Genomic DNA, 20,508 nt, shown 5'->3' with positions numbered 1-20,508 from the left:
CGATGCTCGACACCGTCCTTGCCGATATCGCCGCCTGCCGAGCCTGCTCGCCGTATTTGCCGCATATGCCCCGGCCCGTGGTGCGGGTGCGGCCCGAGACCCGAATCCTGATCTGCGGCCAGGCTCCGGGACGCCTCGTCCACGAGACCGGCCTGCCGTTCAACGATCCATCGGGGGTGCGACTGCGCAAGTGGATGGGGATCGACCGCGAGACCTTCTATGGCCGGCCCGAGATCGGCGTCGCGGCCATGGCCTTCTGCTTTCCGGGCACCAACCCGAAGGGCGGCGACTATCCGCCCCCGCCGCGCTGCGCTGCGTTGTGGCGGCCGCAACTGCTGGAGCAACTGCCGAACGTCGAGCTGACCCTGCTGGTCGGAAGCTACGCCCAGGCCTGGGCGCTGGGCGACCGCGTGGGCAAGACCATGACCGACACCGTCGCAGCCTGGCGCACCGTCGGTCCCGATGTCCTGCCCATGCCGCATCCGTCGTGGCGCAACACAGCCTGGCTGAAGCGCAACCCGTGGTTCGAGGAAGAGGTGGCGCCCTATCTTCGCCAGCGTGTGGCGGGCATTCTCGGAACATGAACCGCCGGAGCCTGATCTTCACCGCGTCCGCCGCCGCCTTGAGCGGCTGCGCGCCCCTCACCCAGAAACTGGACCTGGGGCCGCTGGGCTTTCGCGGGCCGCGCTTCGAGGGCGACGACTTCGTCAGCTTCGACGGCGCGCGACTGGGCCTCAAGCGCTGGCTGCCGGCGGGCGAGCCAGAGTGGGTGATCATCGGCCTGCACGGCATGAACGACTATTCCAACGCCTATCACTTGGCCGCTGACTGGTGGGCCGGGCAGGGAATCGCCACCTACGCTTTCGATGTGCGCGGCTTTGGTCGCTCGCCCGAACGCGGCGTCTGGGCCCCGGTCGGCATTGTGGTCGAGGATATCCGCGCTTGTGTGGCCCTGGTCCGCGAGCGGCACCCGAACGCCAAGGTCGCCCTGGCGGGGATCAGCATGGGCGGGGGCCTGGCCATCGCCGCCATGACCGACCCCGACCCGCCGGTGGTCGATCGCCTGATGCTGTTCGCGCCCGCCGTCTGGGGCTGGTCGGAACAGCCTTTGCCCAATCGCGCCAGCCTGTGGGTCACCGCCCACATGGTCGGCGGCTGGGTGGTCGAGCCGCCAGACTGGCTGGTCCGCAAGGTCATGCCCAGCGACAATATCGACGAGCTGCGCCGCATGGGCAAAGACCCGCTGATGATCTGGGGCGCGCGGTCCGACACCATCTATGGTCTGGTCGGTCTGATGGAGAAGGCGTGGCGCTCGACCGACAAGCTGGTGGTCCCCACAGCCTGGTTCTACGGCGTCAACGACCACATCATTCCCAAGGCGCCGACGGTCGAGGCGGCGGCCAAGCTGAAGCCCGGCGACCGAACGGCCTGCTACGCCAAGGGCTGGCATCTGCTGCTGGTGGACCAGCAAGCCGAGGCCGTCTGGCGCGACGCCGTGAGCTTCATGCACGACCCCGCCGCGCCGTGGCCCTCGGGCTCCCCGCCGATCCCGCCTAAGGTGAAGGTTATGGAGGCCTTGGCCCCGAAGCCGCCAAGCAAGGCAAGCGCCAGGTCTTCGGGCTTGTGAGCTTGGGCGCGGGAGCGTACACCCCGGCGCATTCTTCTGTCTGAGGCGAGACCTGCGGCATGACCTTGTTCGATTCCCCCGATTTCGAGGGACATGAAGGCGTCCATTCCTTCTTCGACGAAAAAACCGGTCTGAAGTCGATCATCGCCATTCATTCCACCGCGCGCGGCCCGGCCGCCGGTGGTTGCCGGATGTGGGACTACACCAGCAGCGAAGCCGCCCTGACTGACGCCCTGCGTCTGTCGCGCGGCATGTCGTACAAGAACGCCATGGCTGACCTGGCGTTTGGCGGTGGCAAGGCCGTGATCATCGGCGACAGCCGCAGCCAGAAGACACCGGCCCTGTTCGAAGCCTTTGGCCGAGCCGTCGACAGCCTGAACGGCAAATACTGGACCGCCGAGGACGTCGGCGTCTCGCCTTCGGATCTCGAAAGCACCCGCAAGACCACGCGCTATGTCGCAGGTCTGGAGGGCCACGCGGCCGCCTCGGGCGATCCTTCGCCGGTTACCGCCGAGGGCGTGTTTCGCGGCGTGCGCCTGTGCGTCGAGCGAGCTCTGCAGCGCGACCTGACGGGCGTCCGCGTGGCGATCCAGGGTGTGGGCCATGTCGGCGCCTATCTGGCCGAGAAGCTGCATGCGGCCGGAGCCATCCTGACCATTGCCGACGTCAATCAGACGGCTCTGAACGAGGTGGCCGCCAGGACCGGCGCGACCATCGTCTCGACCGACGCCATATTCGATGTCGAGGCCGACGTCTTTGCGCCCTGCGCCCTGGGCGGCGCGATCTCGGCCGCGACCCTGCCGCGCCTGAAGGTCAAGGTGATCGCCGGCGGCGCCAACAACCAGCTGGCCGACGCGATGATCGGCCAAGCCGTGTTCGATCGCGGCATCCTCTACGCCCCGGACTACGTCATCAACGGCGGCGGCATCATTAATGTCGCAGCCGAGATCCGGGCGCTGGAAGCCGGCGGTTCGTTCGACGGCCAGTGGGTGGCGACAAAGCTGGACCGCCTGGCCCAGACCTTGGGCGAGGTCATCGACCAGTCCATCGCCGAAAAGCGTCCCGCCAATCTGGTGGCCGACGAGATCGCCCGGGCGCGCATCGCGGAGGCGCGCTGACTTTCGGCGCGGTCGCGCGTTCTCCCTGCGCCACAGGGAGCGCGCCATGCCCAACACCCATCTCGACGACCTGAAACAACAGATGGAAGAGGCGGTCGCCGCCGAGGATTTTGAGACGGCGGGCAAGCTGCGCGACCAGATCGAGAGCGTGCGCCACGGCAATCTCGTACGGGGCGTCGGGGAAGCCCCGCAGGCGTCGTACTTTCAGCGACAGGTTCCGGGAAAGATGGGTTTGGGCACCGACCAGCAGGTCTATGCGCCGCCCGAGGACTGGGTTCCGCCTAAAAAGCCCGACCCTATGACCACCGGCCACTCGCGCGGCGGCCGTCGCAAGACCTGAAGCGTTAGCGCTTCGGCTTGATCGACAGCGTGACGCCGTAGACGATGTCGCGGTCTGAATAGGCCTCGGCCTGTAGCTTGCGACGCGTGGCGCTGAGCGACAATTGCTTGCCGCCCTTGCGCCAGCCCACGCCCACCTGATGGGTGCCGAAGCGCGTCAGGCGCTCCTGCGACCAACCAGAGCCGCGCCAACCCGCAACAGAGCTGCGAATTACGTTCCAGCTCAGCGCCTGGCCCGAGCTGGCCGCGAACAGCACCCAGCGGCCACGGCGCGGGTCCTGGGCGACACCGCTCATCTTGCCGATCAGGGACGAGGCGTCGATCGACACTCCGCGGGACGCTTTTCCGCTAAACGACGAAAAGGGCTGAACCTGGATGTCCTCGACCTTGACCACGCGAACGCGGCGCTCGGACGAGCGGACGAGGCCCATAGTCACCGGCGTGCGCGAACGGGGCGCGGCCACGGCCTGGATCGAAGGCGGAGGGGTTTGGGCTTCGGCCACCTGAACCGGCGCTGCGGCGGGGCCTGGCGCCGGGCCGCCAGCCAAGGGCGCGGCGGCTCCGGCCAGGTCGATGGGCGAGGGGGGCAGGGCGGAGGGAAGCAGGGCTGCCGGCTTGTGCGGCGCGTCGCCATAGCGCGCGGTGGCGATAGGTGCGTCCGGATCGATGGCGGCTTCGCCACCGGCCAAGGTCAGGGTCCCGTCATACGGCGTCGGCGCGTGGTTCGACAGGGCCGTGGCGGTCGTGGCGACCACCCCCAGCCCGGCCGCGACCAGCGCGCCCCATATGATGATACGACCCCGCATCGATCCGAACGTCCCCAGCGCTCGCGTCCCCCAGCGTGCGCGTTAACTTATGCTGAACCCTGTGACAGCTGTACAGGCCGATCAGGCAGAGAAAATGTGAATTTAAGTTCGCGCCCGCTTTTCGAGCGGCTTTGAAGGCAGGTGCGGATTGGGCTCCGCGGCCTCTTCGTCATCGGCGCCCGATTTGCCGCGCGCCTCGAAGAAGAAGTTGGCGCGTTCGGACAGCCAGGCGGCGACCCGGTCGGAGAACATGCCCGCCAGAACGCCCACCCCGGCGAAGGTCATGACGTTGGCGTCGCCCTCCAGCGACGAGGAGTCGCCCAGCAGCACCGCGCCGCTTCCCAGGATGATATAGACGCAGACCGCGACCATACCGCCCAGGCCAATACGGGCCTCGAAGCCCTCGCCCTTGGTCAGGCCCAGTTGGTTCTCGGGATAGACGATCAGGATCTGAGCGATCAGGGCGCCGAAGGCGCCAGACATGAAGGCCAGCAGGATCTGCAGGGTGGCCGGCGGAAAGCCCTCGAACAGCCCGCCCGCCGCCATCCAGGAGCCGCGCAGCAGATCGAAGTCGCCAAACTTGCGGGCCACCTGAAGCGCCCACTGGCCCTGCTTGTCGGCCTCGTCGAGGGCCTCCTTGGAACGTTCGACACTGCTTTTGGCCTCGTAATAGGCCGCCTCCGCGCGCGATGCGTTCTCCATCACCTGCTTGAAGTTGGGCGGGCGCGCGACTAGCCCGTCCCAAATCTTCTGGTCGCGGGGCTTCAACTCGCAGCTTTGGACCGTCTCCCAGTCCTGCAGTTTGCTGGCGGTGGGGCTGAACTCGCACAGGGCCTGCGACCGGAGGCGGTCGCGGAAGCTGAAGAAGGCGTCGGACTCGGCCGAGATCGCTGGCTCCAGACCGGCTCGGAGCGACCTGGCCTTCTCCATCGCCCTGCGTTCGGCGTCATGCTCGCGCCAGGCCTGATCGCGGGTCTTTTTCAGCAGGTCGGATTTCTTGTAGGCCAGATAGGCCTGGCTATAGGTGACGAGCTTGCCGTCCTCGTTGTTGACATCCTTGAGACCGGCGGAGATCGACTGCTGAGCCGAGGCCGTTATCAGTGTGGCCAGAAACGCATAGACGACCAGGATCGACAGCAGCACACGCGCCAGACCGATCGCGAAAACGATCGATGGATCTCTGGTCTCGTTCACGTGCGCGCTCCCCCAAGCGAATTCGTCTCAGGGTAGTAAACGCGCCGTCGCGCGACTTGTAAAAGTTTCGAAAAACGTCGCTTGTCGTCAGTGGCCCGGCTTGGGCTCGAAGCTGCGTCTTTCCTTGATTTTCAGCACATCCTGATCGGGCTTGCGGCCATGCTGCGCCTTGGGCTCGGATTTCGGAATGCTGAGGTTCGTCGTGGGATTCTGGTTTTGGAAGCCACTGGTCATGGCTTTTCCCCCTTATTGAACACTCAATTTATCACGCGGCCTCGTAGAACGTGTCGATCAACTGCACATCCACGGAAACGTGAAGGCGGGCGGTTCCGGGATCGCCCAGGATGGCGCCCGAAACCGGTTGGGCCTGGGACGGGGTCCGGGTTGTGGCCACCCGGATCAAATCTGGCGACTCCGCGAGGCCATTGGTGGGATCCAGCTCGATCCAGCCCAGGTCGGGTAGAAACACCTCGCACCAGGCGTGGGTCGCTCCCGCGCCGCGCACCGTTCCGTTCGAGTGGATGTAGCCGGTCGCGAACCTCGCCGCGTAACCCAAGCGCCGCAAACCCTCGACCATCAGCCATGCCAGATCGCGACAGGCTCCCTTGCGCTTGAGAATGGTTTCGGCCGGGCTCTGCACACCTTCCTCGTAGCGCGCGCAGTAGTCAAACTGGCGATGGATCACGTCGTTGATGCGCAACAGGAAGGCCAGGGCCGGCTCGTCGTGTTTTCCCGAAAGACTGCGGAGCCAGCTCAACAGCACCGCGTCTGGATCGTCGGTCACCGGTGCGATCAACGGCTCCAGAGTGGCGCGGTCCTCGCGGGAATAGACGATAGGCGTCAGGGTATGTGGGTTGGCGACCCGCTGCGGCACGAGGGGCGCGGGGTAGCGGTCGATGACCAGCACACTGGCCACCCGCATCGCGTCGGCCTTGCCCTCGGGATGGAAAAGGCAAACGCAATTGCCGTTGGCGTCATAGCTCCAGCGGGTGTCGCCCGACGGAAACAGGGTCATCGAGGCTTCGACGATACGCAGGGCATGGCTGTCGCGCGGGCGCAGCAGCAAGCGCTGCGGCCCGAAACTGACTGGGTGGTCGTAATAGTAGCGCGTCTCGTGAAGGATACGGAGCCTAGCCATCAACTCAACAAACCCCCGGCGGCGGAGCTTCGTTCCGTCGCGCGCGTGAGATTGAAGTCGACAGAACAAATAGAGAACTCTATCATATGCCTCATGGCTGTCCTCGATCTGAAGCGTAAACTCGCCATTCTCTCCGACGCCGCCAAGTATGACGCCTCATGCGCGTCTTCCGGCGCCGAAAAGCGAAACTCCCTTTCTGGTCCTGGGGGGCGCGGCAAGGGCGTGGGCTCGACCGAGGGCATGGGCATCTGCCACGCCTATGCGCCGGACGGACGCTGCATCAGCCTGCTGAAGATCCTGCTGACCAACTTCTGTATCTATGACTGCGCCTATTGCATCAACCGCGTCAGCTCGAACACGCCGCGCGCGCGGTTTACGGTCAAGGAGGTCGTCGATCTCACCCTCAACTTCTATAAGCGCAACTATATCGAGGGCCTGTTCCTGTCGTCGGGCGTCATCCAGACCGGCGACTACACGATGGAAGAGATGGTGCGGGTCGCCAAAAGCCTGCGTCTGGACCACGACTTCCGGGGCTATATCCACCTGAAGCTTATCCCGGAGGCCTCGCCCGAACTGGCGGCGCAGGCGGGGCTGTATGCCGACCGGGTGTCGATCAATATCGAACTGCCCCAGGACGAGAGCCTGACCATCCTGGCGCCGGAAAAAGACCCGGCCGGCATCAAACGGGCCATGGGACGTATGCGGCTGTCGATCGAGGATCACGCCGACCCAGCGAAGAAGGCCGGCAGGCGCAAGTTCGCAACCAGCCAGTCCACCCAGCTAATCGTCGGCGCCGACGCCGCCCGCGACGGCGACATCCTGGCCCGCAGCGCCAACCTCTATGGCGCCTACAAGCTTCGACGGGTCTATTACTCGGCGTTCAGCCCGATCCCGGATGCTGCCTCACGCCTGCCGTCGATGCGGCCGCCGCTGATGCGCGAACATCGGCTGTACCAGGCCGATTGGCTGATGCGGTTTTACGGCTTCACCCAGGGCGAGATCGTCGAGCCGGGCGAGGACCTCGACCTGACCGTTGATCCCAAGACCGCCTGGGCCCTGCGCCATCGCGGCGACTTTCCGGTCGATGTGAACAGCGCCGACCGCGACACGCTGCTGCGCACGCCGGGTCTTGGTACGCGGGGCGTCGACCGCATCCTGGCGGCCCGCCGCCTGACGCGGCTGACCCTGGCCGACGTCAAGCGGGTCTGCGGTTCGACCAAGCGCGCCCAGCCCTTTATCGTCACCGCCGACTGGACGCCGGGCGGCCTGACCGATGGCGGCGGGTTGAAGGCCAATCTCGTCGCGGCGGAGCAACTCAGCCTGTTCTGATGCGCGTAGTTCGCCTGGCCTCCGAGATCGACTTCGACGGCTGGAGACTGGCCGCAAGAGCGTTGCGCGCCGAAGGCGTGCCGCCCGAGGCGGTGGTCTGGACGGTGGAGTACGATCTGTTCGCCGAGCCAACAAGCCCTGTCATCCCGGACGAGCCGAAGGGGCGATCCGGGACCGCCGGAAGCGTCGGCGTTTCCGGCGGTCCCGGCTCTGCGCCGCGCTACGGCCGGGATGACAATGAAGGGGAAAAGCCCTTCACCGTCCCAAAACCCTTCATCGACCTTGCCGGACAGGTCGTCCTTCACCGCTCCAACGAGCGCTTCGCGCTGCTCTACAAGCTGCTGTGGCGGCTGGAGCGCGAGCCGCGCCTGATCGACAATCCCGCCGATCCCGATCTCACCCGGGCCCGCGACATGGCCAAGGGCGTCAGTCGTGCGGCCCACAAGATGAAGGCCTTCGTCCGCTTCCGGCTGGTCGAGGGTGTCGAGCCCGAAACCTTCATGGCCTGGTTTGAGCCGGCTCATCGGGTAACCGAGGCCGTCGCCCCGTTCTTCGCCCGGCGCTTCACGGCGATGAACTGGTCGATCCTGACGCCGGACGCCTGCGTGGCCTGGGACGGCGAGACCCTCAAGGTCTCGGAGGGCGCGGATCCTACCGACGCTCCGCGCGAGGATGCACAGGAAGAGCTGTGGCGCACCTATTACGCCTCGATCTTCAACCCAGCGCGGCTCAACCCGCGCATGATGCAGCAAGAGATGCCTAAGCGATATTGGCGCAACCTGCCCGAGGCGCGGCTCATTCCAGAACTGATCGAAACCGCCCGGCAGAGGACCGCCGACATGGTCGCCGCCCGCCCCAACCCGCCTTCGGAGCGCGTGCTGAAGGCCGCCTTGCGCCACGCCCGCGACGGCTCATATGGCGAGGCCGATCCGCTAACCGTGGAAGAAGCCACCGCCGCCGAGCAGGTCTGCCGTCGCTGCGACCTGTGGCGCGACGCCACTCAGGCTGTGGCGGGGGAGGGGCCGGCGCGGGCCAGGATCATGATCGTCGGCGAGCAGCCCGGTGACGAGGAGGACTTGACCGGTCGTCCGTTCGTGGGGCCGGCTGGACGCCTGCTCGAGAAGGCTATGGCCGAGGCGGATTTCGACCGCCGCAAGGCCTTCGTCACCAATGCGGTCAAGCACTTCAAGCACGAGCCGCGCGGCAAGTTCCGGCTGCACAAGACGCCGGACCGGGGCGAGGTCCAGGCCTGCCGATGGTGGCTGGACGCCGAGCGCCGGATCGTTAAACCCAGAGTGATCCTGGCGCTTGGCGCGACGGCGGTGATGGGGGTGACGGGCAAATCCATGCCGATTGCCAAGGCGCGCGGCGCGGCCATCGCCCTGGACGGCGGCGCCCAGCTGGTGGTCAGCTGGCACCCGTCCTACCTGCTGCGGGTTCCCGACCCCGACGCCAAGGCGCGAGCCTATGCCGATCTGGTCGCCGACCTGAAGCTGGCCAAGGGTCTGGCGGCCTAGTAGTCCAGGCTCGGATACCAGTCGGCGCCGCGCCCTTCGGGCGTGCAGTCCAGCACCATCCACAGCGGCGCGGGATCAGGCGCGCCGCGTGGACCCTGACCCGGATCCGAGGTCTCGTCGGCCATCTCGCCAGCCCAGAAGTGCCGGATCGGCCCGTCACGGCGGCTAATGACGTTGAGGCCCGGGACCTCGTCGCCATCGGGCGTAACGCCGAAATAGTCCCGCGAATAGGCGTCGTTGAGGTCGGTGTAGAGGCGCAGGTTCTTCCAGCCGCGCGTTTCCTTCCACGCGATCAGCTTTTCGATCGGCGAACGGGCGATGACCACCAGCGACGTGCGTTGACCGAGGCGGCGTTGCCCTCCCCGGGAGCCCAGCAGGTTGGTGCACATCGGGCACGGGCGTTCGCGCTGGGGTCCGAACATGTAGCTGTAGACCACCAGGGTCTGCTTGTCGGCGAAGAGGCCCGCGAGGTCAGTCTCGCGGCCGTCCTCGCCCTGAAAGCGGTAGTCACCGATCACCGGCCCGCCCGGCGGCAGGGCGCGGCGCTGAGCGGCGACGCGCTCGATGTGGCGGCGAAGCTCGATCTCCTCGGCCAACAGCGCGATGCGAGCGGCGCGATACTCCGGGCTCTCATTGGGGATGCGCACCGGGTTCAGGCGCGCCAGCTCAATCGCCGACGTCAGGGTCTTGGTCTGCTCGTCCGTACGTCCGTCCTCCGCCTTGCGGGGAGTAACCGACGGGATGGCTTCAAGTGCAAGCTACGCCGCGAATCCCGCCTCGGCGAAGGCCAGCATGCGGGCCAGGAGAGCCACGACGTCGGCTTCGCTGGTGGTTCCGTCCGACAGAACGTTCAGGCGGTCGAACTCGGCGAAGCGGTTGTTGTGCAGCATGCCCAGCGTGAAGTGCAGGCGCCAATAGACCTCCTCCGGCGGCAGGTCGGGGCGGGCCACCAGCAGGGCGTCGGAGAAGCGGCGCAGGTGCGAGACGTCGCTTTTCAGGATCTGGCGGATTTCGTCGGTGCCCTCGCTGCGGGCGCGGATCAGGAACTGCAGCGAGATGCGGCGCTCGTGATCGGGGGCCAGCCAACGCAGGGGCGGGGTCAGCAGGGCGGCCAGCACCTCGCGCACGGGCGGCTTGCCGGCGTTGCGGTCGTTGGCCTCGTGCAGCATGCGGGCGCGTTCGCGGTTCAGCTCGGCCGTGCGACGACGGAAGATCTCGAACAGCAGGGCGTCCTTGGAGCCGAAGTGATAGTTCACCGAGGCCAGATTGACGCCGGCCGCCGCCGTGATGTCGCGTACCGACACGTTCTGGAAGCCATGCAGCGCGAACAGACGCTCGGCGGCGACGAACACCAGGTTCTTGGTCGCGGCTTCGGTTTCGGCGGCCTCGGCGCTCCCCTCGTGAAGAATGGGAGAGACGGCGGCGTCGGTGGTCGAACTCACTACGGTATTCCCCTTTACCCGTGGGGAAGTCTTACGGGCGTTCGAATTTGGCGCAAGCGTCAAGATGAGCCGGGGCCAGACGAAATACCCGGAGCCTGCCCATGTAGGCTGCGATGCGGACCTGACTTTTCGGCCATGCCGAAGCTTTCGAGGTCCACTCACACGCGATGGACGGCCGGCGATGATCGGCGTGGCGATGCGCTTCGGCAGATGCGCGCGACGCCTTCAGGAGGAGAAGAACCCGCCCCGGAGGGGATTGGGGACGGGTCTCTCCTGTCAGAGGCTCGAACTCTTCCCAACTCTCGACCTTGATTGCGGCCGAGCCGGGGTGGCCGGAATAGGCGGGGCGGCCGGCAGGGGCCCCTACTGCCCGCGCGCGCGGGCCGGGGCGGCGGACGACAACCGGGCGCCAGTTTGGAACTGGGCCATCAGTTGGGCCAGGGTGTCGGCTTCCTTCGACAGCGCGTGGCTGGCGGCGGTGCTTTCCTCGACCATGGCGGCGTTTTGCTGGGTTACCTGATCCATCCGGGTGACGGCGACATTGACCTCGTCCAGACCAGTGGCCTGTTCGCGCGCCGAGGCGGCGATTTCGCTGACCACGCCGTTGATCCGCGAGACCTGCTCCAGGATGTTGTGCAGGGCCTTCCCGGTCTGGCCGACCAGATCGACCCCGGCGCTGACCTGCTCTGTCGAGGCGGTGATCAGGGTCTTGATCTCCTTGGCCGCTTCAGCCGAGCGCTGGGCGAGCGCCCGCACCTCCTGAGCGACGACCGCGAAGCCGCGACCAGCTTCGCCAGCGCGCGCCGCCTCGACCCCGGCGTTCAGGGCGAGAAGGTTGGTCTGGAACGCGATCTCGTCGATCACGCCGATGATCTGGCTGATCTGGCTGGAGGACTGCTCGATCGCGCCCATCGCAGTGATAGCCTTGCCGACGATCTCGCCGCCGGTCTCGGCGTCGACCTTGGCGGCCGCCACCACCTGACGGGCTTCCTGAGTCCCCTCGGCGGTGCGCTTTACCGTGGCGGTGATCTCTTCCAGCGCCGCGGCGGTTTCCTCCAGACCTGCGGCCTGCTGCTCGGTGCGGCGGGCCATGTCGTCTGAAGCGTTGGTGATCTCGCGGCTACCGCTGCGGATGCCGTCGGCGTTGCCGACGATCACCTTCATGGTGTCCTGCAGCTTGGTCATGGCGCTGTTGAAGTTGGCGCGCAGGGTCTCGTACTGCTCGGGCAGGTCGTCATTGACGCGATAGGTCAGGTCGCCGTCTGCGAGGCGCTCCAGGCCGGTTCCGAACGAGCGGACCACCAGCCCTTGCTGCTCGGCGATGGCGGCCACGCTAGCCGCCAGGCGGTCGCGCTCTGACTGGGTGCGAGCCGCGATGACGTCCGCGTCGGCCTTGATCTTGGCGATGGCGGCATCCTTGAAGACCGCCACCGCATCGGCCATCTGGCCAAGTTCATCGGACTGGCCCATTGCGGGAATGACGATGTCGTTGTCGCCGTCGGCCAGACGGCGCATGGCGGCGGTCATGGCCTGCAGCGGCGCGGAAACCTTGCGAATGACCGTGTTGGTGGCGAAGGCCAGCAGGCCGGCGGCGATCAGGGCGATCACCCCCATTGCGGCCAGGGCGATGCTGGAGACGGTTCCGGCGGCCTTGGTTTCCTGACGGGCGACGTTGGTCTGGAGGTCGACAAGGGCGGTGATCTGGGCAGTCACCGGGTCGATGGCGGGATAGAGGTTGGCATCGTTGAACGTCGCGAGCGCGGCGGTGTCGCCCCCCTTGATGATTGCGCCCAACTCGGTCACGGCCTTCTCGGCGGCTGGCATCGCCTCGGTCGCCTGTTCGACCAAGGCCGCCTCATCGGCGGTCATCTTGGTGACTCGGTAGGCGTCCCAGTTTTCGCGGATGGCGGCCTGGGCGCCGGCGATGCTCTTCTGAGCCTCGTCGGCCGACATCGAACCGGCTCGGGCCTTGTGGGCGGTGTCGACGATGTTGACCGCGTACATGTCGCTGACGACCTTCAGACGCTGCATCGGCTCAAGGCGGTCAACCATGATCGAGTGGATGGCCCGGCCGGTAAGGATGTTCGAGATCAGACCGCTGAGGCCGATCGCCACCATGCCTAGAGCATTTTCCGATGAGTGTGAAACGGTTATCGGATCGAAAAATGCTCTAAACTCCTGATTTATAGCTTTTTTCGCCCGACTCTGATGAAGCCATCAGGTCGGAAAGGGCTCTAGAGCCAGCGCGGCAAGACAGGCCAATAAGCGCGCTTTAATGGTCAGTTTCATGTCGCTTCCCCCGCGTATATTGCCGGTTTCAGGTATAGATGGTCGCTCAGCCTCCGTGCTGGGCGCCTCTTGAGGTGTAGATTGTATCGGCGAGGAAGGTTAACCGCTGGCGACTGGAAGTGTCGGCTACCCGCTATTACGGCGATTGCCGACGCGGCATTCCGACGCAGAATCGGGCAATTGCCTTGCCTGAAATTTCAGAAGCCCAGAACGTGGGGCGGCGACGCGTCAATGACTGTCTCAGCATGAGGCGCGAGGCGTAGCCGACCCTCTGAGGACACAGGCGCCGCCTAGCCCCGAACCAGCTCGCGCATCGCCTTGTCCAGCCCCTCGATGGTCAAAGGGAACATGCGGTCGTTCATCAGGGTCTTCATCACGCCGATCGACTGGGTGTAGTCCCAGTGCCGCTCTGGGGTGGGGTTGAGCCAGATGCAGCTCTGATAGATGTCTGCCACGCGCTCCACCCAGACCGCGCCCGGCTCTTCGTTCCAGTGTTCGACGCTGCCGCCCGGATAGGTGATTTCGTAGGGGCTCATCGTGGCGTCGCCCACGAAGATTACCTTGTAGTCGCTGGGGAACTTGTGGAGCACGTCCCAGGTCGGGATCTTTTCCACCTGCCGACGACGATTGTCCTTCCAGACCGACTCGTAGAGGCAGTTGTGGAAGTAATAGAACTCAAGGTTCTTGAACTCGGTCTTGGCTGCCGAGAACAGCTCTTCGCAAAGCTTGATATGGCCGTCCATCGAGCCGCCGATATCGAAGAACAAGAGCACCTTGATCTTGTTGCGCCGCTCGGGGCGCAGCTGGATGTCCAGATAGCCCTTTTCGGCCGTGCCGCGGATGGTGCCGTTCAGGTCCAATTCCTCGGCGGCGCCTTCACGGGCGAACTTGCGCAGGCGACGCAGGGCGACCTTGATGTTGCGGGTGCCCAGTTCGACGCTGTCGTCGAGGTTCTTGTATTCGCGCTTGTCCCAGACCTTCACGGCCCGGCCGTGGCGGCTCTTGTCCTGGCCGATGCGGACGCCTTCGGGATTGTAGCCGTTATTGCCGAACGGACTGGTGCCGCCCGAGCCGATCCACTTGTTGCCGCCCTCGTGGCGCTTCTGCTGTTCCTTCAGGCGCTCCTGCAGGGTCTCCATCAGCTTCTCGAAGCCGCCCATGGCCTCGATGGCGGCCTTTTCCTCGTCGGTCAGGAACTTCTCGGTCAGGGCTTTCAGCCACTCTTCCGGGATGTCGGCGGTCAGACCGTCGTTGACCGTCTCCAGGCCTTTGAAGACGTGGCCGAACACGCGGTCGAACTTGTCGAGGTTCTTTTCGTCCTTCACCAGACTGGCGCGGGACAGGAAATAGAAGTCCTCGACCGAGCGGTCGATGACGTCCTTGTCCAGGGCCTCCATCAGCATCAGGTACTCGCGCAGGGACACGGGCACCTTGGCCTGGCGGAGCTCGGAGAAGAAGCGAAGGAACATCGGCGCGGGCTTTCGAACAGATGTTCGGAGTGTGGAGGGTTCTGAAAGGGGACGCAACCGCAGCGGCGTTATCCGCGCCGCAGAATGAACTCCAGATCGTTGATCTCACCGACAGGGAAGAAGTACTCGCCGACCTTGGTGAACCCCATCCGCTCATAGAGCCGCTGAGCGCCGAAGTTCTCCGACCACACCCCGATCCAGAGCGGACGAGGGCCGTCCTTCTCCAGCCACTCCAGCGCCGCTTTCAGTAGCATCGAGCCCCTGCCGCCGCCTTGGCGCTCTTTCAACACATAGACGCGCTTTAGCTCGCCATCGCCGGGCTTCACGTCGTCATGCGGCAGGTCGCACGGGCCGGACAGGGCATAGCCGATGGCCTCGCCGTCGTCCTCCAGCAGCCATGTGGCCTTGCCTGGATGGATCAGGCTTTCGCGGGTCTTCTCCAGCCCATAGGCCGAGGCGATGAAGGTCTCCAGATCCTCCGGCGGATAGAGATAGTCAAAGGTCTCGGTGAAGGTGCGGGCTCCCAGACTGGAGACCGTATCGGCGTCTTCGACGGTGGCGCGGCGCAGGGAAAGGCTCATGTCGCACCTGATAACCGCGATCAGCCGGTTTCGTCCAATGGCTGTCCGCGATACCCTGTCAGCATGAGCATCAGCCTGTTCACCCATTCCGACATGCTCGACCACCGGCCGGGCGAGGGTCACGCCGAGCACCCCGGGCGATTGCAAGCGGTGATCGACGCCTTGAGCGACGATGCGACCCTTGATCTGGAGACTATCGAAGCTCCGCTGGTCGATATCGCCGACCTGGCCTTGGTGCACCCGCAGGCCTTCATCGACAGCATCCTGGCTTCGGCCCCGCACGTCGGTCGCTATGCGCTGGACCCGGACACCATCCTGACCCCCGGCAGCCTGGTCGCAGCCCGACGGGCGGCCGGCGCGGCGGTTTTGGCGGTGCGCCAGATCGCGGCCGGGGAGGGCGCCCGAGCCTTCTGCGCCGTGCGGCCGCCGGGCCATCACGCTGAGCCGGGCACGGCCATGGGCTTTTGCGTCTTCTCCAATGTCGCCGTCGCGGCGCGGGTCGCCCAGGCTTCGGGCCTGAAGCGCGTGGCCATCGTCGATTTCGACGTCCACCACGGCAATGGCACCCAGGCGACCTTCGAAAACGACCCGACCGTCTTCTTCGCCTCGATCCACCAATCGCCGCTCTATCCGGGCACCGGAGATCCGTCCGAGACCGGGCTGGGCAATATCGCCAACGCCATCGTCGCGCCGGGCGCCTCGAGCCAGACCTGGCGGGCGAAGTTCGAGGGGCTGATGGACCTGGTCGATGGTTTCGCGCCCGACCTGATCCTGGTCTCGGCCGGTTTCGACGCCCATGTTCGCGATCCGCTGTCGGAGCAGAACCTGGAGGCTGAGGATTTCGCCTGGGCGACGCGGGCCATCGTCTCGGTCGCCAACGCCCGGTCGCGGGGCCGTATTGTTTCCTCGCTCGAGGGCGGCTACGACCTACACGCGCTGGGGCGCTCAGCCGCCGCGCATGTCAGCGCTCTGCAGGAGGGATGAAGGGATTGGCGGGCGACCGCCGCTCCCTCGCGAACATGGCCGACGCAACCAACGCCGACCACATCCTCGCCGAGGCCAGGCCTGCGCGTCCGGGCGTCATCACCTTGGCGCGTCACGGCGAACCGGCCTTGTCGCGCAAGATTATCTTCAACGCCCACGCCTATGGCGAATGGTGGGCGCGTTATGAGGTGGGCGGGCTAAAGGCAGGCCAGACGCCGCCCGAATCTCTCGTCGAGACCTGCCGTCAGGCGTCCGTCGTGATTGCCTCGACCCGCCGCCGGTCCATCGAGACCGCCCAAGCCGTTTGTGGCGGCAGGGCGTTCGCCACCGATCCGCTCTTTGTGGAAGCGCCGTTGCCGCCCCCGCCTTGGCCGTCCTGGATCAGGATGAAGCCCAGCCATCTGGGGTTCTTCGCCCGTTTCTGGTGGTGGTTCTTCAACAATCACGGTGGGCTGGAGACCCGGGCCCAGGCCGAGCTCCGTTCCGACCGGGCCGCCGACCTGTTGATTGATCTGGCCGCTGGCGGCCAGGACGTGCTGGTCCTCGCTCATGGCTTCTTCAACTGGATGGTCGCCCGATCGCTGAGGAAGAAGGGCGCCCTCCAGCTGGTCGACGAAGGCCACGCCTATTGGAGCATCAAGCGCTTCACCCTGGCCTGAGGCACGACAACCCGTCCGGCTGCCCTTAACCACGGCCCATTCTAGGTCGTTGCCCCTACCTTCCCGCCCCACTAGGGTGCGGCCGTTCCCCTCGGAGTTGAAATGACCGACGCCTCGAAAGCCATGGATGGAGATCTCGCCGGACTGAGCTTCGAGCAGGCCTTGGCCGAGCTGGAGAAGATCGTGTCCGAGCTGGAGTCCGGTCAGGCGCCGCTGGAACGGTCCATCGACATCTATGAACGTGGCGCGGCCCTGAAAGCCCACTGCGAAAAGAAGCTGGAAGCCGCCCGCCTGAAGGTCGAGAAGATCGTGTTGGGCCAAGGCGGCGCCGTGAGCGCGGAACCGGCGGACTTCGCCTGATGGGTTCGGTTCCGGTCACCTATGACGACTTCGACAAGGTCGATATCCGCATCGGCACGGTGACCAGCGCCGAAGCGTTTCCGGAAGCGCGCAAGCCCGCCTACAAGCTGACCATCGATTTTGGCCCGCTGATCGGGATCAAGCGCTCCTCGGCCCAGGTGACCAAGCACTACGCCCTGGATCAACTGGTCGGGCGCCGGGTCGCCGCGGTGGTCAATTTTCCGCCTCGGCAGGTCGGTCCGGTAATGTCGGAGGTTCTGTGTCTGGGCTTTCCGGACGCCGACGGCGAGGTTGTGCTGGTCAGCGTGGACCGCGCCGCGCCAGACGGGGGGAAGCTGTTTTGATGGATCTGGAACGGCGCATCGTCCAGGCGGCGGATATCGTCACCGTGGCGCTCGACGAGCTCCTGCCCCGGGCCGAAGGTCCCGAAAGCCGGCTGACCGAGGCCATGCGCTATGCGGCCCTGGGGCCTGGCAAGCGACTGCGGCCGTTCTTCGCCCTCGAGACCGGCAAGATGTTCGACCTGCCCGAGCGCCCGGTGCTGCGCGCCGCCTGCGCGCTGGAATGTATCCACGCCTACAGCCTTGTGCATGACGACCTGCCGGCGATGGACAATGACGATGTGCGTCGCGGTCGACCGACCTTGCACATCCAATATGACGAGGCCACCGCGATTCTGGCCGGCGACGCCCTGCAGACCGCCGCCTTCGAGATCATGGCCCACCCCGACACCCACGACGACGGTCATGTCCGCTCGGAGCTGGTTCGCAAGCTGGCCATCGCGTCCGGCGCCAGGGGCATGGCCGGCGGCCAGATGATCGACATTCTGGGCGTCCGCGACGATCTGGGAGCCGTGGCCCGCATGCAGCGCCTGAAAACCGGCGCGCTGATCGCCTTCGCCTTCGAAATTCCGCTGATCATCGCCCGGGCAAAAGATTGCGAGCGCGCCGCCCTGATGGGCTTCGCCCAGGACCTCGGTTTGGCCTACCAGATCGTCGACGACATTCTGGACGCCGAGGGCGACGAAGCCCTGCTGGGCAAGGCCGCCGGCGGCAAGGACGCCGCCATGGGCAAGACCAACTATGTCACCCTGCTGGGTCTGGATGCGGCCAAGGAACGAGTGAATCTTCTGGCGGCCCAAACCAAGTCTCACCTCGATATTTTCGGCGAACGCGCCAATCATCTGCGTCACAGCGTTGATTTCGTGCTGGACCGGCGCAGCTGACCGCGCTTTCTTCGGACATGACCCCCGTGACTCCTCTCCTCGATAAGATCGCCTCGCCCGCCGATACGCGCGGATTCTCCGTGGCCGAACTGAAGCAGTTGGCCAGCGAGGTGCGCGCCGAGACCATCGACGCCGTGTCGGTGACCGGCGGGCATCTGGGCGCCGGCCTTGGCGTGGTCGAGCTGACCGTCGCCCTACACCATGTGTTCGAGACGCCCAAGGACATCCTAATTTGGGACGTCGGCCACCAAGCCTATCCGCACAAGATCCTCACTGGCCGCCGCGATCGTATCAAGACGCTGCGCCAGGGCGGCGGGCTGTCGGGCTTCACCAAGCGGGCCGAGAGCGAATACGACCCGTTCGGCGCGGCCCACGCGGCCACCTCGATCTCGGCGGCGCTGGGCTTCTGCGCCGCGCGAGACCAGAAGGGCGAGACCAACAAGGTCGTGGCCGTGATCGGCGACGGCTCGATGAGCGCCGGCATGGCCTATGAGGCGATGAACGCGGCGACCGACACCACCAAGCAACTGACCGTCATCCTCAACGACAACGACATGTCGATCGCCCCGCCGGTCGGCGGGATGAGCGCCTATCTGGCCAATCTGGTTTCGGGCGGCGCCTACAGAAAAGTTCGCAAGCTCGGCAAGACCGTCGTCGAGAAACTGCCGACCCCGATGCGTGAAGCGGCCCGCAAGGCCGAGGAATACGCGCGCGGCATGGTCACCGGCGGCACCTTTTTCGAGGAGCTGGGCTTCCACTATGTCGGCCCCATCGATGGCCACGACATGGACGCCCTGGTCAGCGTGCTGAAGAACGCCCGCCAGTTCGAGGACAAGCCGGTGCTGGTCCACGTCGTCACTCAGAAGGGCAAGGGCTATGCCCCTGCCGAGGGCGCTGCCGACAAGCTGCACGCCGTGGTCAAGTTCGACGTCATTACCGGCCAACAGCAAAAGGCCGCCGCCGGTCCGCCTAGCTACACCAAGGTTTTCGCTCAGGAACTCGTCAAGCAGGCCGAGCGGGATACGAAGATCGTCGCCATCACCGCCGCCATGCCGTCTGGCACGGGCCTTGACCTGTTCCAGAAAGCCTTTCCCGAGCGCACCTTCGATGTGGGCATCGCCGAGCAACACGCGGTGACCTTTGCCGCCGGCTTGGCTGCCGATGGCATGAAGCCCTTCGCGGCGATCTATTCGACCTTCCTGCAGCGCGGATACGATCAAGTGGTCCACGACGTGGCCATCCAGCGCCTGCCTGTGCGCTTCGCCATGGACCGGGCTGGTTTGGTCGGCGCCGATGGCCCGACCCATGCCGGCACCTTCGACATCGGCTTCATGGGCGCTCTGCCCGGCATGATCCTGATGGCCGCCGCCGATGAGGTGGAACTGGCCCGGATGGTCGCTACCGCCGTCGAGATCGACGACCGCCCCAGCGCTTTCCGCTATCCGCGTGGCGAGGGCCTTGGCCTTGAAATGCCGGTGGGCTGCGCCGACCCGCTGGAGATCGGCAAGGGCCGCATAGTCCGCGAAGGAACCAGCGTCGCCATCGTCTCGTTCGGCACACGTCTGACCGAAAGCCTGAAGGCCGCCGATCTGCTGGCCGCGCGCGGCCTCTCGGCCACCGTCTGCGACGCCCGTTTCGCCAAGCCGCTGGATGTGGATCTCCTGCTACGTCTGGCTCGCGAGCACGAAGCGATCATCACGGTGGAAGAAGGCGCCATGGGGGGCTTCGGCGCCTTTGTGCTGCAGGCCCTGGCCGAGCATGGCGCGCTGGATCGCGGCCTTAAGATCCGCACCCTGGTCCTGCCCGACATCTTCCAGGACCAGGACAAGCCCGAGGTCATGTACGCCCAGGCCGGTCTCGACGCCGAGGGCATCATGCGCGGAGCGCTGTCGGCGCTCGGCATCGACAATATCTCGGCAGCGGGCCGCCGGGCCTGATCAGGCCGCCGCGCACGACCTGAAGAAGGCCTTCACCTGGCCTTCGTCTTCACGCTTGGCGCGGAGATTATGGCGTTGGCCCTTCGTCAGCACCGCCAGATCACCGGTATGTTGGAAGCCGACGAGGGCGGGCGCGCTCATCCTGCCGCGCGCTTCCAGCAGGCCAGTCTCGGCCAGGGCGCTTTCGGCCTTCTGGGCGGGAAAGCGGCTCTCGATGCGGTTCGACGCCAGAACGATTTCGCGGTCATTCAGACCGACGGCCGAAATCCGTACGCTATCGGCGCCCGGCGAGCAGCTGAGCATGAGAACGACGTCGTCGCTGTGAGGCCGGCCATAGGCTAGGCGGGGCGCTTCGCTGCTATCGCTTAGGAACGCCCAGCGATAGCCACTGTCCGCAACCCTCTCGTGGGCGCAGCCGGCGAGGCTGGCGGCCAGCCCCAGAACGGCAAGTGCGGCGGTCGGGCGTGCCATTAGCGCTTCTCCTACCGGGGAGA

General features: G+C 65.9%; 22 protein-coding genes. 12 read left to right on the top strand and 10 right to left on the bottom strand.

Annotation, left to right across the window (positions count from 1 at the left end):
* Positions 1 to 2: 2 nt before the first annotated feature.
* Genes ACP69S_RS07300 through ACP69S_RS07285 form a run of 4 tightly spaced genes read left to right on the top strand, consistent with a single transcriptional unit; the run spans position 3 to position 3,085 of the window.
* On the top strand, positions 3 to 584 hold the full coding sequence (locus ACP69S_RS07300) for a uracil-DNA glycosylase family protein (RefSeq protein WP_425995909.1): 582 nt from the start codon (positions 3 to 5) through the stop codon (positions 582 to 584).
* Positions 581 to 1,627 carry a lysophospholipase gene (locus ACP69S_RS07295; protein WP_425995908.1) on the top strand — a complete coding sequence of 349 codons (1,047 nt, stop codon included), beginning with the start codon at positions 581 to 583 and terminating at the stop codon, positions 1,625 to 1,627. Before ACP69S_RS07300 ends, ACP69S_RS07295 begins: the two co-directional genes overlap by 4 nt.
* Before the next feature lie 59 nt (positions 1,628 to 1,686).
* Positions 1,687 to 2,745 (top strand): Leu/Phe/Val dehydrogenase, encoded by a 1,059-nt coding sequence (locus ACP69S_RS07290; RefSeq protein ID WP_425995907.1) that lies wholly within the window; start codon positions 1,687 to 1,689, stop codon positions 2,743 to 2,745.
* 46 nt (positions 2,746 to 2,791) lie between these two features.
* On the top strand, positions 2,792 to 3,085 hold the full coding sequence (locus ACP69S_RS07285; RefSeq protein WP_425995906.1) for a UvrB/UvrC motif-containing protein: 294 nt from the start codon (positions 2,792 to 2,794) through the stop codon (positions 3,083 to 3,085).
* Positions 3,086 to 3,089: 4 nt separating this feature from the next.
* On the opposite strand, the gene ACP69S_RS07280 is transcribed toward ACP69S_RS07285, so the two are convergent.
* From ACP69S_RS07280 to ACP69S_RS07265, 4 genes are all read right to left on the bottom strand, one after another.
* A complete protein-coding gene (locus ACP69S_RS07280; protein ID WP_425995905.1) occupies positions 3,090 to 3,890 on the bottom strand; it encodes a hypothetical protein in 801 nt (266 codons plus the stop codon).
* Between the two features lie 102 nt (positions 3,891 to 3,992).
* Complete coding sequence (locus tag ACP69S_RS07275) at positions 3,993 to 5,084, bottom strand: hypothetical protein (RefSeq protein ID WP_425995904.1); 1,092 nt, start codon at positions 5,082 to 5,084, stop codon at positions 3,993 to 3,995.
* Positions 5,085 to 5,171: 87 nt separating this feature from the next.
* Positions 5,172 to 5,318 (bottom strand): hypothetical protein, encoded by a 147-nt coding sequence (locus ACP69S_RS07270; protein WP_425995903.1) that lies wholly within the window; start codon positions 5,316 to 5,318, stop codon positions 5,172 to 5,174.
* 31 nt (positions 5,319 to 5,349) lie between these two features.
* Positions 5,350 to 6,222, bottom strand: coding sequence for a transglutaminase family protein (locus ACP69S_RS07265; RefSeq protein WP_425995902.1), 873 nt, complete (start codon positions 6,220 to 6,222; stop codon positions 5,350 to 5,352).
* A 93-nt stretch (positions 6,223 to 6,315) separates the two neighbouring features.
* Here ACP69S_RS07265 and ACP69S_RS07260 point away from each other — a divergent pair, with 93 nt between their 5' ends.
* Together ACP69S_RS07260 and ACP69S_RS07255 are read left to right on the top strand one after the other, a co-directional pair.
* Complete coding sequence (locus ACP69S_RS07260; protein WP_425995901.1) at positions 6,316 to 7,551, top strand: putative DNA modification/repair radical SAM protein; 1,236 nt, start codon at positions 6,316 to 6,318, stop codon at positions 7,549 to 7,551.
* A complete protein-coding gene (locus tag ACP69S_RS07255) occupies positions 7,551 to 9,068 on the top strand; it encodes a UdgX family uracil-DNA binding protein (protein ID WP_425995900.1) in 1,518 nt (505 codons plus the stop codon). Before ACP69S_RS07260 ends, ACP69S_RS07255 begins: the two co-directional genes overlap by 1 nt.
* Here ACP69S_RS07255 and ACP69S_RS07250 read toward each other — a convergent pair.
* From ACP69S_RS07250 to ACP69S_RS07230, 5 genes are all read right to left on the bottom strand, one after another.
* Positions 9,065 to 9,715 (bottom strand): DUF899 family protein, encoded by a 651-nt coding sequence (locus tag ACP69S_RS07250; RefSeq protein WP_425995899.1) that lies wholly within the window; start codon positions 9,713 to 9,715, stop codon positions 9,065 to 9,067. The genes ACP69S_RS07255 and ACP69S_RS07250 overlap by 4 nt on opposite strands.
* A 111-nt stretch (positions 9,716 to 9,826) precedes the next feature.
* On the bottom strand, positions 9,827 to 10,510 hold the full coding sequence (locus ACP69S_RS07245) for a TetR/AcrR family transcriptional regulator (protein ID WP_425995898.1): 684 nt from the start codon (positions 10,508 to 10,510) through the stop codon (positions 9,827 to 9,829).
* A gap of 363 nt (positions 10,511 to 10,873) precedes the next feature.
* Entirely contained in the window at positions 10,874 to 12,628 is a 1,755-nt protein-coding gene (locus tag ACP69S_RS07240; RefSeq protein ID WP_425995897.1) for a methyl-accepting chemotaxis protein, read from the bottom strand.
* A gap of 461 nt (positions 12,629 to 13,089) precedes the next feature.
* Entirely contained in the window at positions 13,090 to 14,268 is a 1,179-nt protein-coding gene (locus ACP69S_RS07235; protein WP_425995896.1) for a vWA domain-containing protein, read from the bottom strand.
* Between the two features lie 68 nt (positions 14,269 to 14,336).
* Positions 14,337 to 14,849, bottom strand: coding sequence for a GNAT family N-acetyltransferase (locus ACP69S_RS07230; RefSeq protein WP_425995895.1), 513 nt, complete (start codon positions 14,847 to 14,849; stop codon positions 14,337 to 14,339).
* A 63-nt stretch (positions 14,850 to 14,912) separates the two neighbouring features.
* Here ACP69S_RS07230 and ACP69S_RS07225 point away from each other — a divergent pair, with 63 nt between their 5' ends.
* The 6 genes from ACP69S_RS07225 to dxs all read left to right on the top strand — a co-directional run bounded on the left by ACP69S_RS07225 (position 14,913) and on the right by dxs (position 20,014).
* A complete protein-coding gene (locus ACP69S_RS07225) occupies positions 14,913 to 15,833 on the top strand; it encodes a histone deacetylase family protein (RefSeq protein ID WP_425995894.1) in 921 nt (306 codons plus the stop codon).
* Positions 15,830 to 16,492, top strand: coding sequence for a histidine phosphatase family protein (locus ACP69S_RS07220; RefSeq protein WP_425995893.1), 663 nt, complete (start codon positions 15,830 to 15,832; stop codon positions 16,490 to 16,492). Before ACP69S_RS07225 ends, ACP69S_RS07220 begins: the two co-directional genes overlap by 4 nt.
* A 102-nt stretch (positions 16,493 to 16,594) precedes the next feature.
* Complete coding sequence (locus ACP69S_RS07215) at positions 16,595 to 16,852, top strand: exodeoxyribonuclease VII small subunit (RefSeq protein WP_419254842.1); 258 nt, start codon at positions 16,595 to 16,597, stop codon at positions 16,850 to 16,852.
* Positions 16,852 to 17,196 (top strand): tRNA-binding protein, encoded by a 345-nt coding sequence (locus ACP69S_RS07210; RefSeq protein ID WP_425995892.1) that lies wholly within the window; start codon positions 16,852 to 16,854, stop codon positions 17,194 to 17,196. The genes ACP69S_RS07215 and ACP69S_RS07210 overlap by 1 nt, the downstream gene beginning before the upstream one ends.
* Positions 17,193 to 18,077: a polyprenyl synthetase family protein gene (locus ACP69S_RS07205; protein ID WP_425995891.1), complete on the top strand. Its 885-nt coding sequence runs from the start codon at positions 17,193 to 17,195 to the stop codon at positions 18,075 to 18,077. Before ACP69S_RS07210 ends, ACP69S_RS07205 begins: the two co-directional genes overlap by 4 nt.
* Positions 18,078 to 18,094: 17 nt before the next feature.
* Positions 18,095 to 20,014 (top strand): 1-deoxy-D-xylulose-5-phosphate synthase, encoded by a 1,920-nt coding sequence (dxs, locus tag ACP69S_RS07200; protein WP_425995890.1) that lies wholly within the window; start codon positions 18,095 to 18,097, stop codon positions 20,012 to 20,014.
* On the opposite strand, the gene ACP69S_RS07195 is transcribed toward dxs, so the two are convergent.
* Positions 20,015 to 20,485 carry a hypothetical protein gene (locus tag ACP69S_RS07195; protein WP_425995889.1) on the bottom strand — a complete coding sequence of 157 codons (471 nt, stop codon included), beginning with the start codon at positions 20,483 to 20,485 and terminating at the stop codon, positions 20,015 to 20,017.
* Between the last annotated feature and the right edge of the window lie 23 nt (positions 20,486 to 20,508).

The sequence above is a fragment of the Caulobacter sp. DWR1-3-2b1 genome (assembly GCF_049895765.1).
Taxonomy (GTDB): Bacteria; Pseudomonadota; Alphaproteobacteria; order Caulobacterales; family Caulobacteraceae; genus Caulobacter.
The sequence above is the reverse complement of the archived record's forward strand: the minus strand, read 5'-3'. Positions and strand labels throughout refer to the sequence as shown.

Bases quoted from the DNA above. Each gene is read 5' to 3' on its own strand.
- dxs (WP_425995890.1), top strand. From the start codon at position 18,095: ATGACCCCCGTGACTCCTCTCCTCGATAAGATCGCCTCGCCCGCCGAT.
- ACP69S_RS07270 (WP_425995903.1), bottom strand. From the start codon at position 5,318: ATGACCAGTGGCTTCCAAAACCAGAATCCCACGACGAACCTCAGCATT.
- ACP69S_RS07235 (WP_425995896.1), bottom strand. From the start codon at position 14,268: ATGTTCCTTCGCTTCTTCTCCGAGCTCCGCCAGGCCAAGGTGCCCGTG.
- ACP69S_RS07210 (WP_425995892.1), top strand. From the start codon at position 16,852: ATGGGTTCGGTTCCGGTCACCTATGACGACTTCGACAAGGTCGATATC.
- ACP69S_RS07255 (WP_425995900.1), top strand. From the start codon at position 7,551: ATGCGCGTAGTTCGCCTGGCCTCCGAGATCGACTTCGACGGCTGGAGA.
- ACP69S_RS07225 (WP_425995894.1), top strand. From the start codon at position 14,913: ATGAGCATCAGCCTGTTCACCCATTCCGACATGCTCGACCACCGGCCG.
- ACP69S_RS07230 (WP_425995895.1), bottom strand. From the start codon at position 14,849: ATGAGCCTTTCCCTGCGCCGCGCCACCGTCGAAGACGCCGATACGGTC.
- ACP69S_RS07295 (WP_425995908.1), top strand. From the start codon at position 581: ATGAACCGCCGGAGCCTGATCTTCACCGCGTCCGCCGCCGCCTTGAGC.
- ACP69S_RS07300 (WP_425995909.1), top strand. From the start codon at position 3: ATGCTCGACACCGTCCTTGCCGATATCGCCGCCTGCCGAGCCTGCTCG.
- ACP69S_RS07240 (WP_425995897.1), bottom strand. From the start codon at position 12,628: ATGGTGGCGATCGGCCTCAGCGGTCTGATCTCGAACATCCTTACCGGC.
- ACP69S_RS07285 (WP_425995906.1), top strand. From the start codon at position 2,792: ATGCCCAACACCCATCTCGACGACCTGAAACAACAGATGGAAGAGGCG.
- ACP69S_RS07220 (WP_425995893.1), top strand. From the start codon at position 15,830: ATGAAGGGATTGGCGGGCGACCGCCGCTCCCTCGCGAACATGGCCGAC.
- ACP69S_RS07260 (WP_425995901.1), top strand. From the start codon at position 6,316: ATGGCTGTCCTCGATCTGAAGCGTAAACTCGCCATTCTCTCCGACGCC.
- ACP69S_RS07280 (WP_425995905.1), bottom strand. From the start codon at position 3,890: ATGCGGGGTCGTATCATCATATGGGGCGCGCTGGTCGCGGCCGGGCTG.
- ACP69S_RS07195 (WP_425995889.1), bottom strand. From the start codon at position 20,485: ATGGCACGCCCGACCGCCGCACTTGCCGTTCTGGGGCTGGCCGCCAGC.
- ACP69S_RS07265 (WP_425995902.1), bottom strand. From the start codon at position 6,222: ATGGCTAGGCTCCGTATCCTTCACGAGACGCGCTACTATTACGACCAC.
- ACP69S_RS07290 (WP_425995907.1), top strand. From the start codon at position 1,687: ATGACCTTGTTCGATTCCCCCGATTTCGAGGGACATGAAGGCGTCCAT.
- ACP69S_RS07215 (WP_419254842.1), top strand. From the start codon at position 16,595: ATGACCGACGCCTCGAAAGCCATGGATGGAGATCTCGCCGGACTGAGC.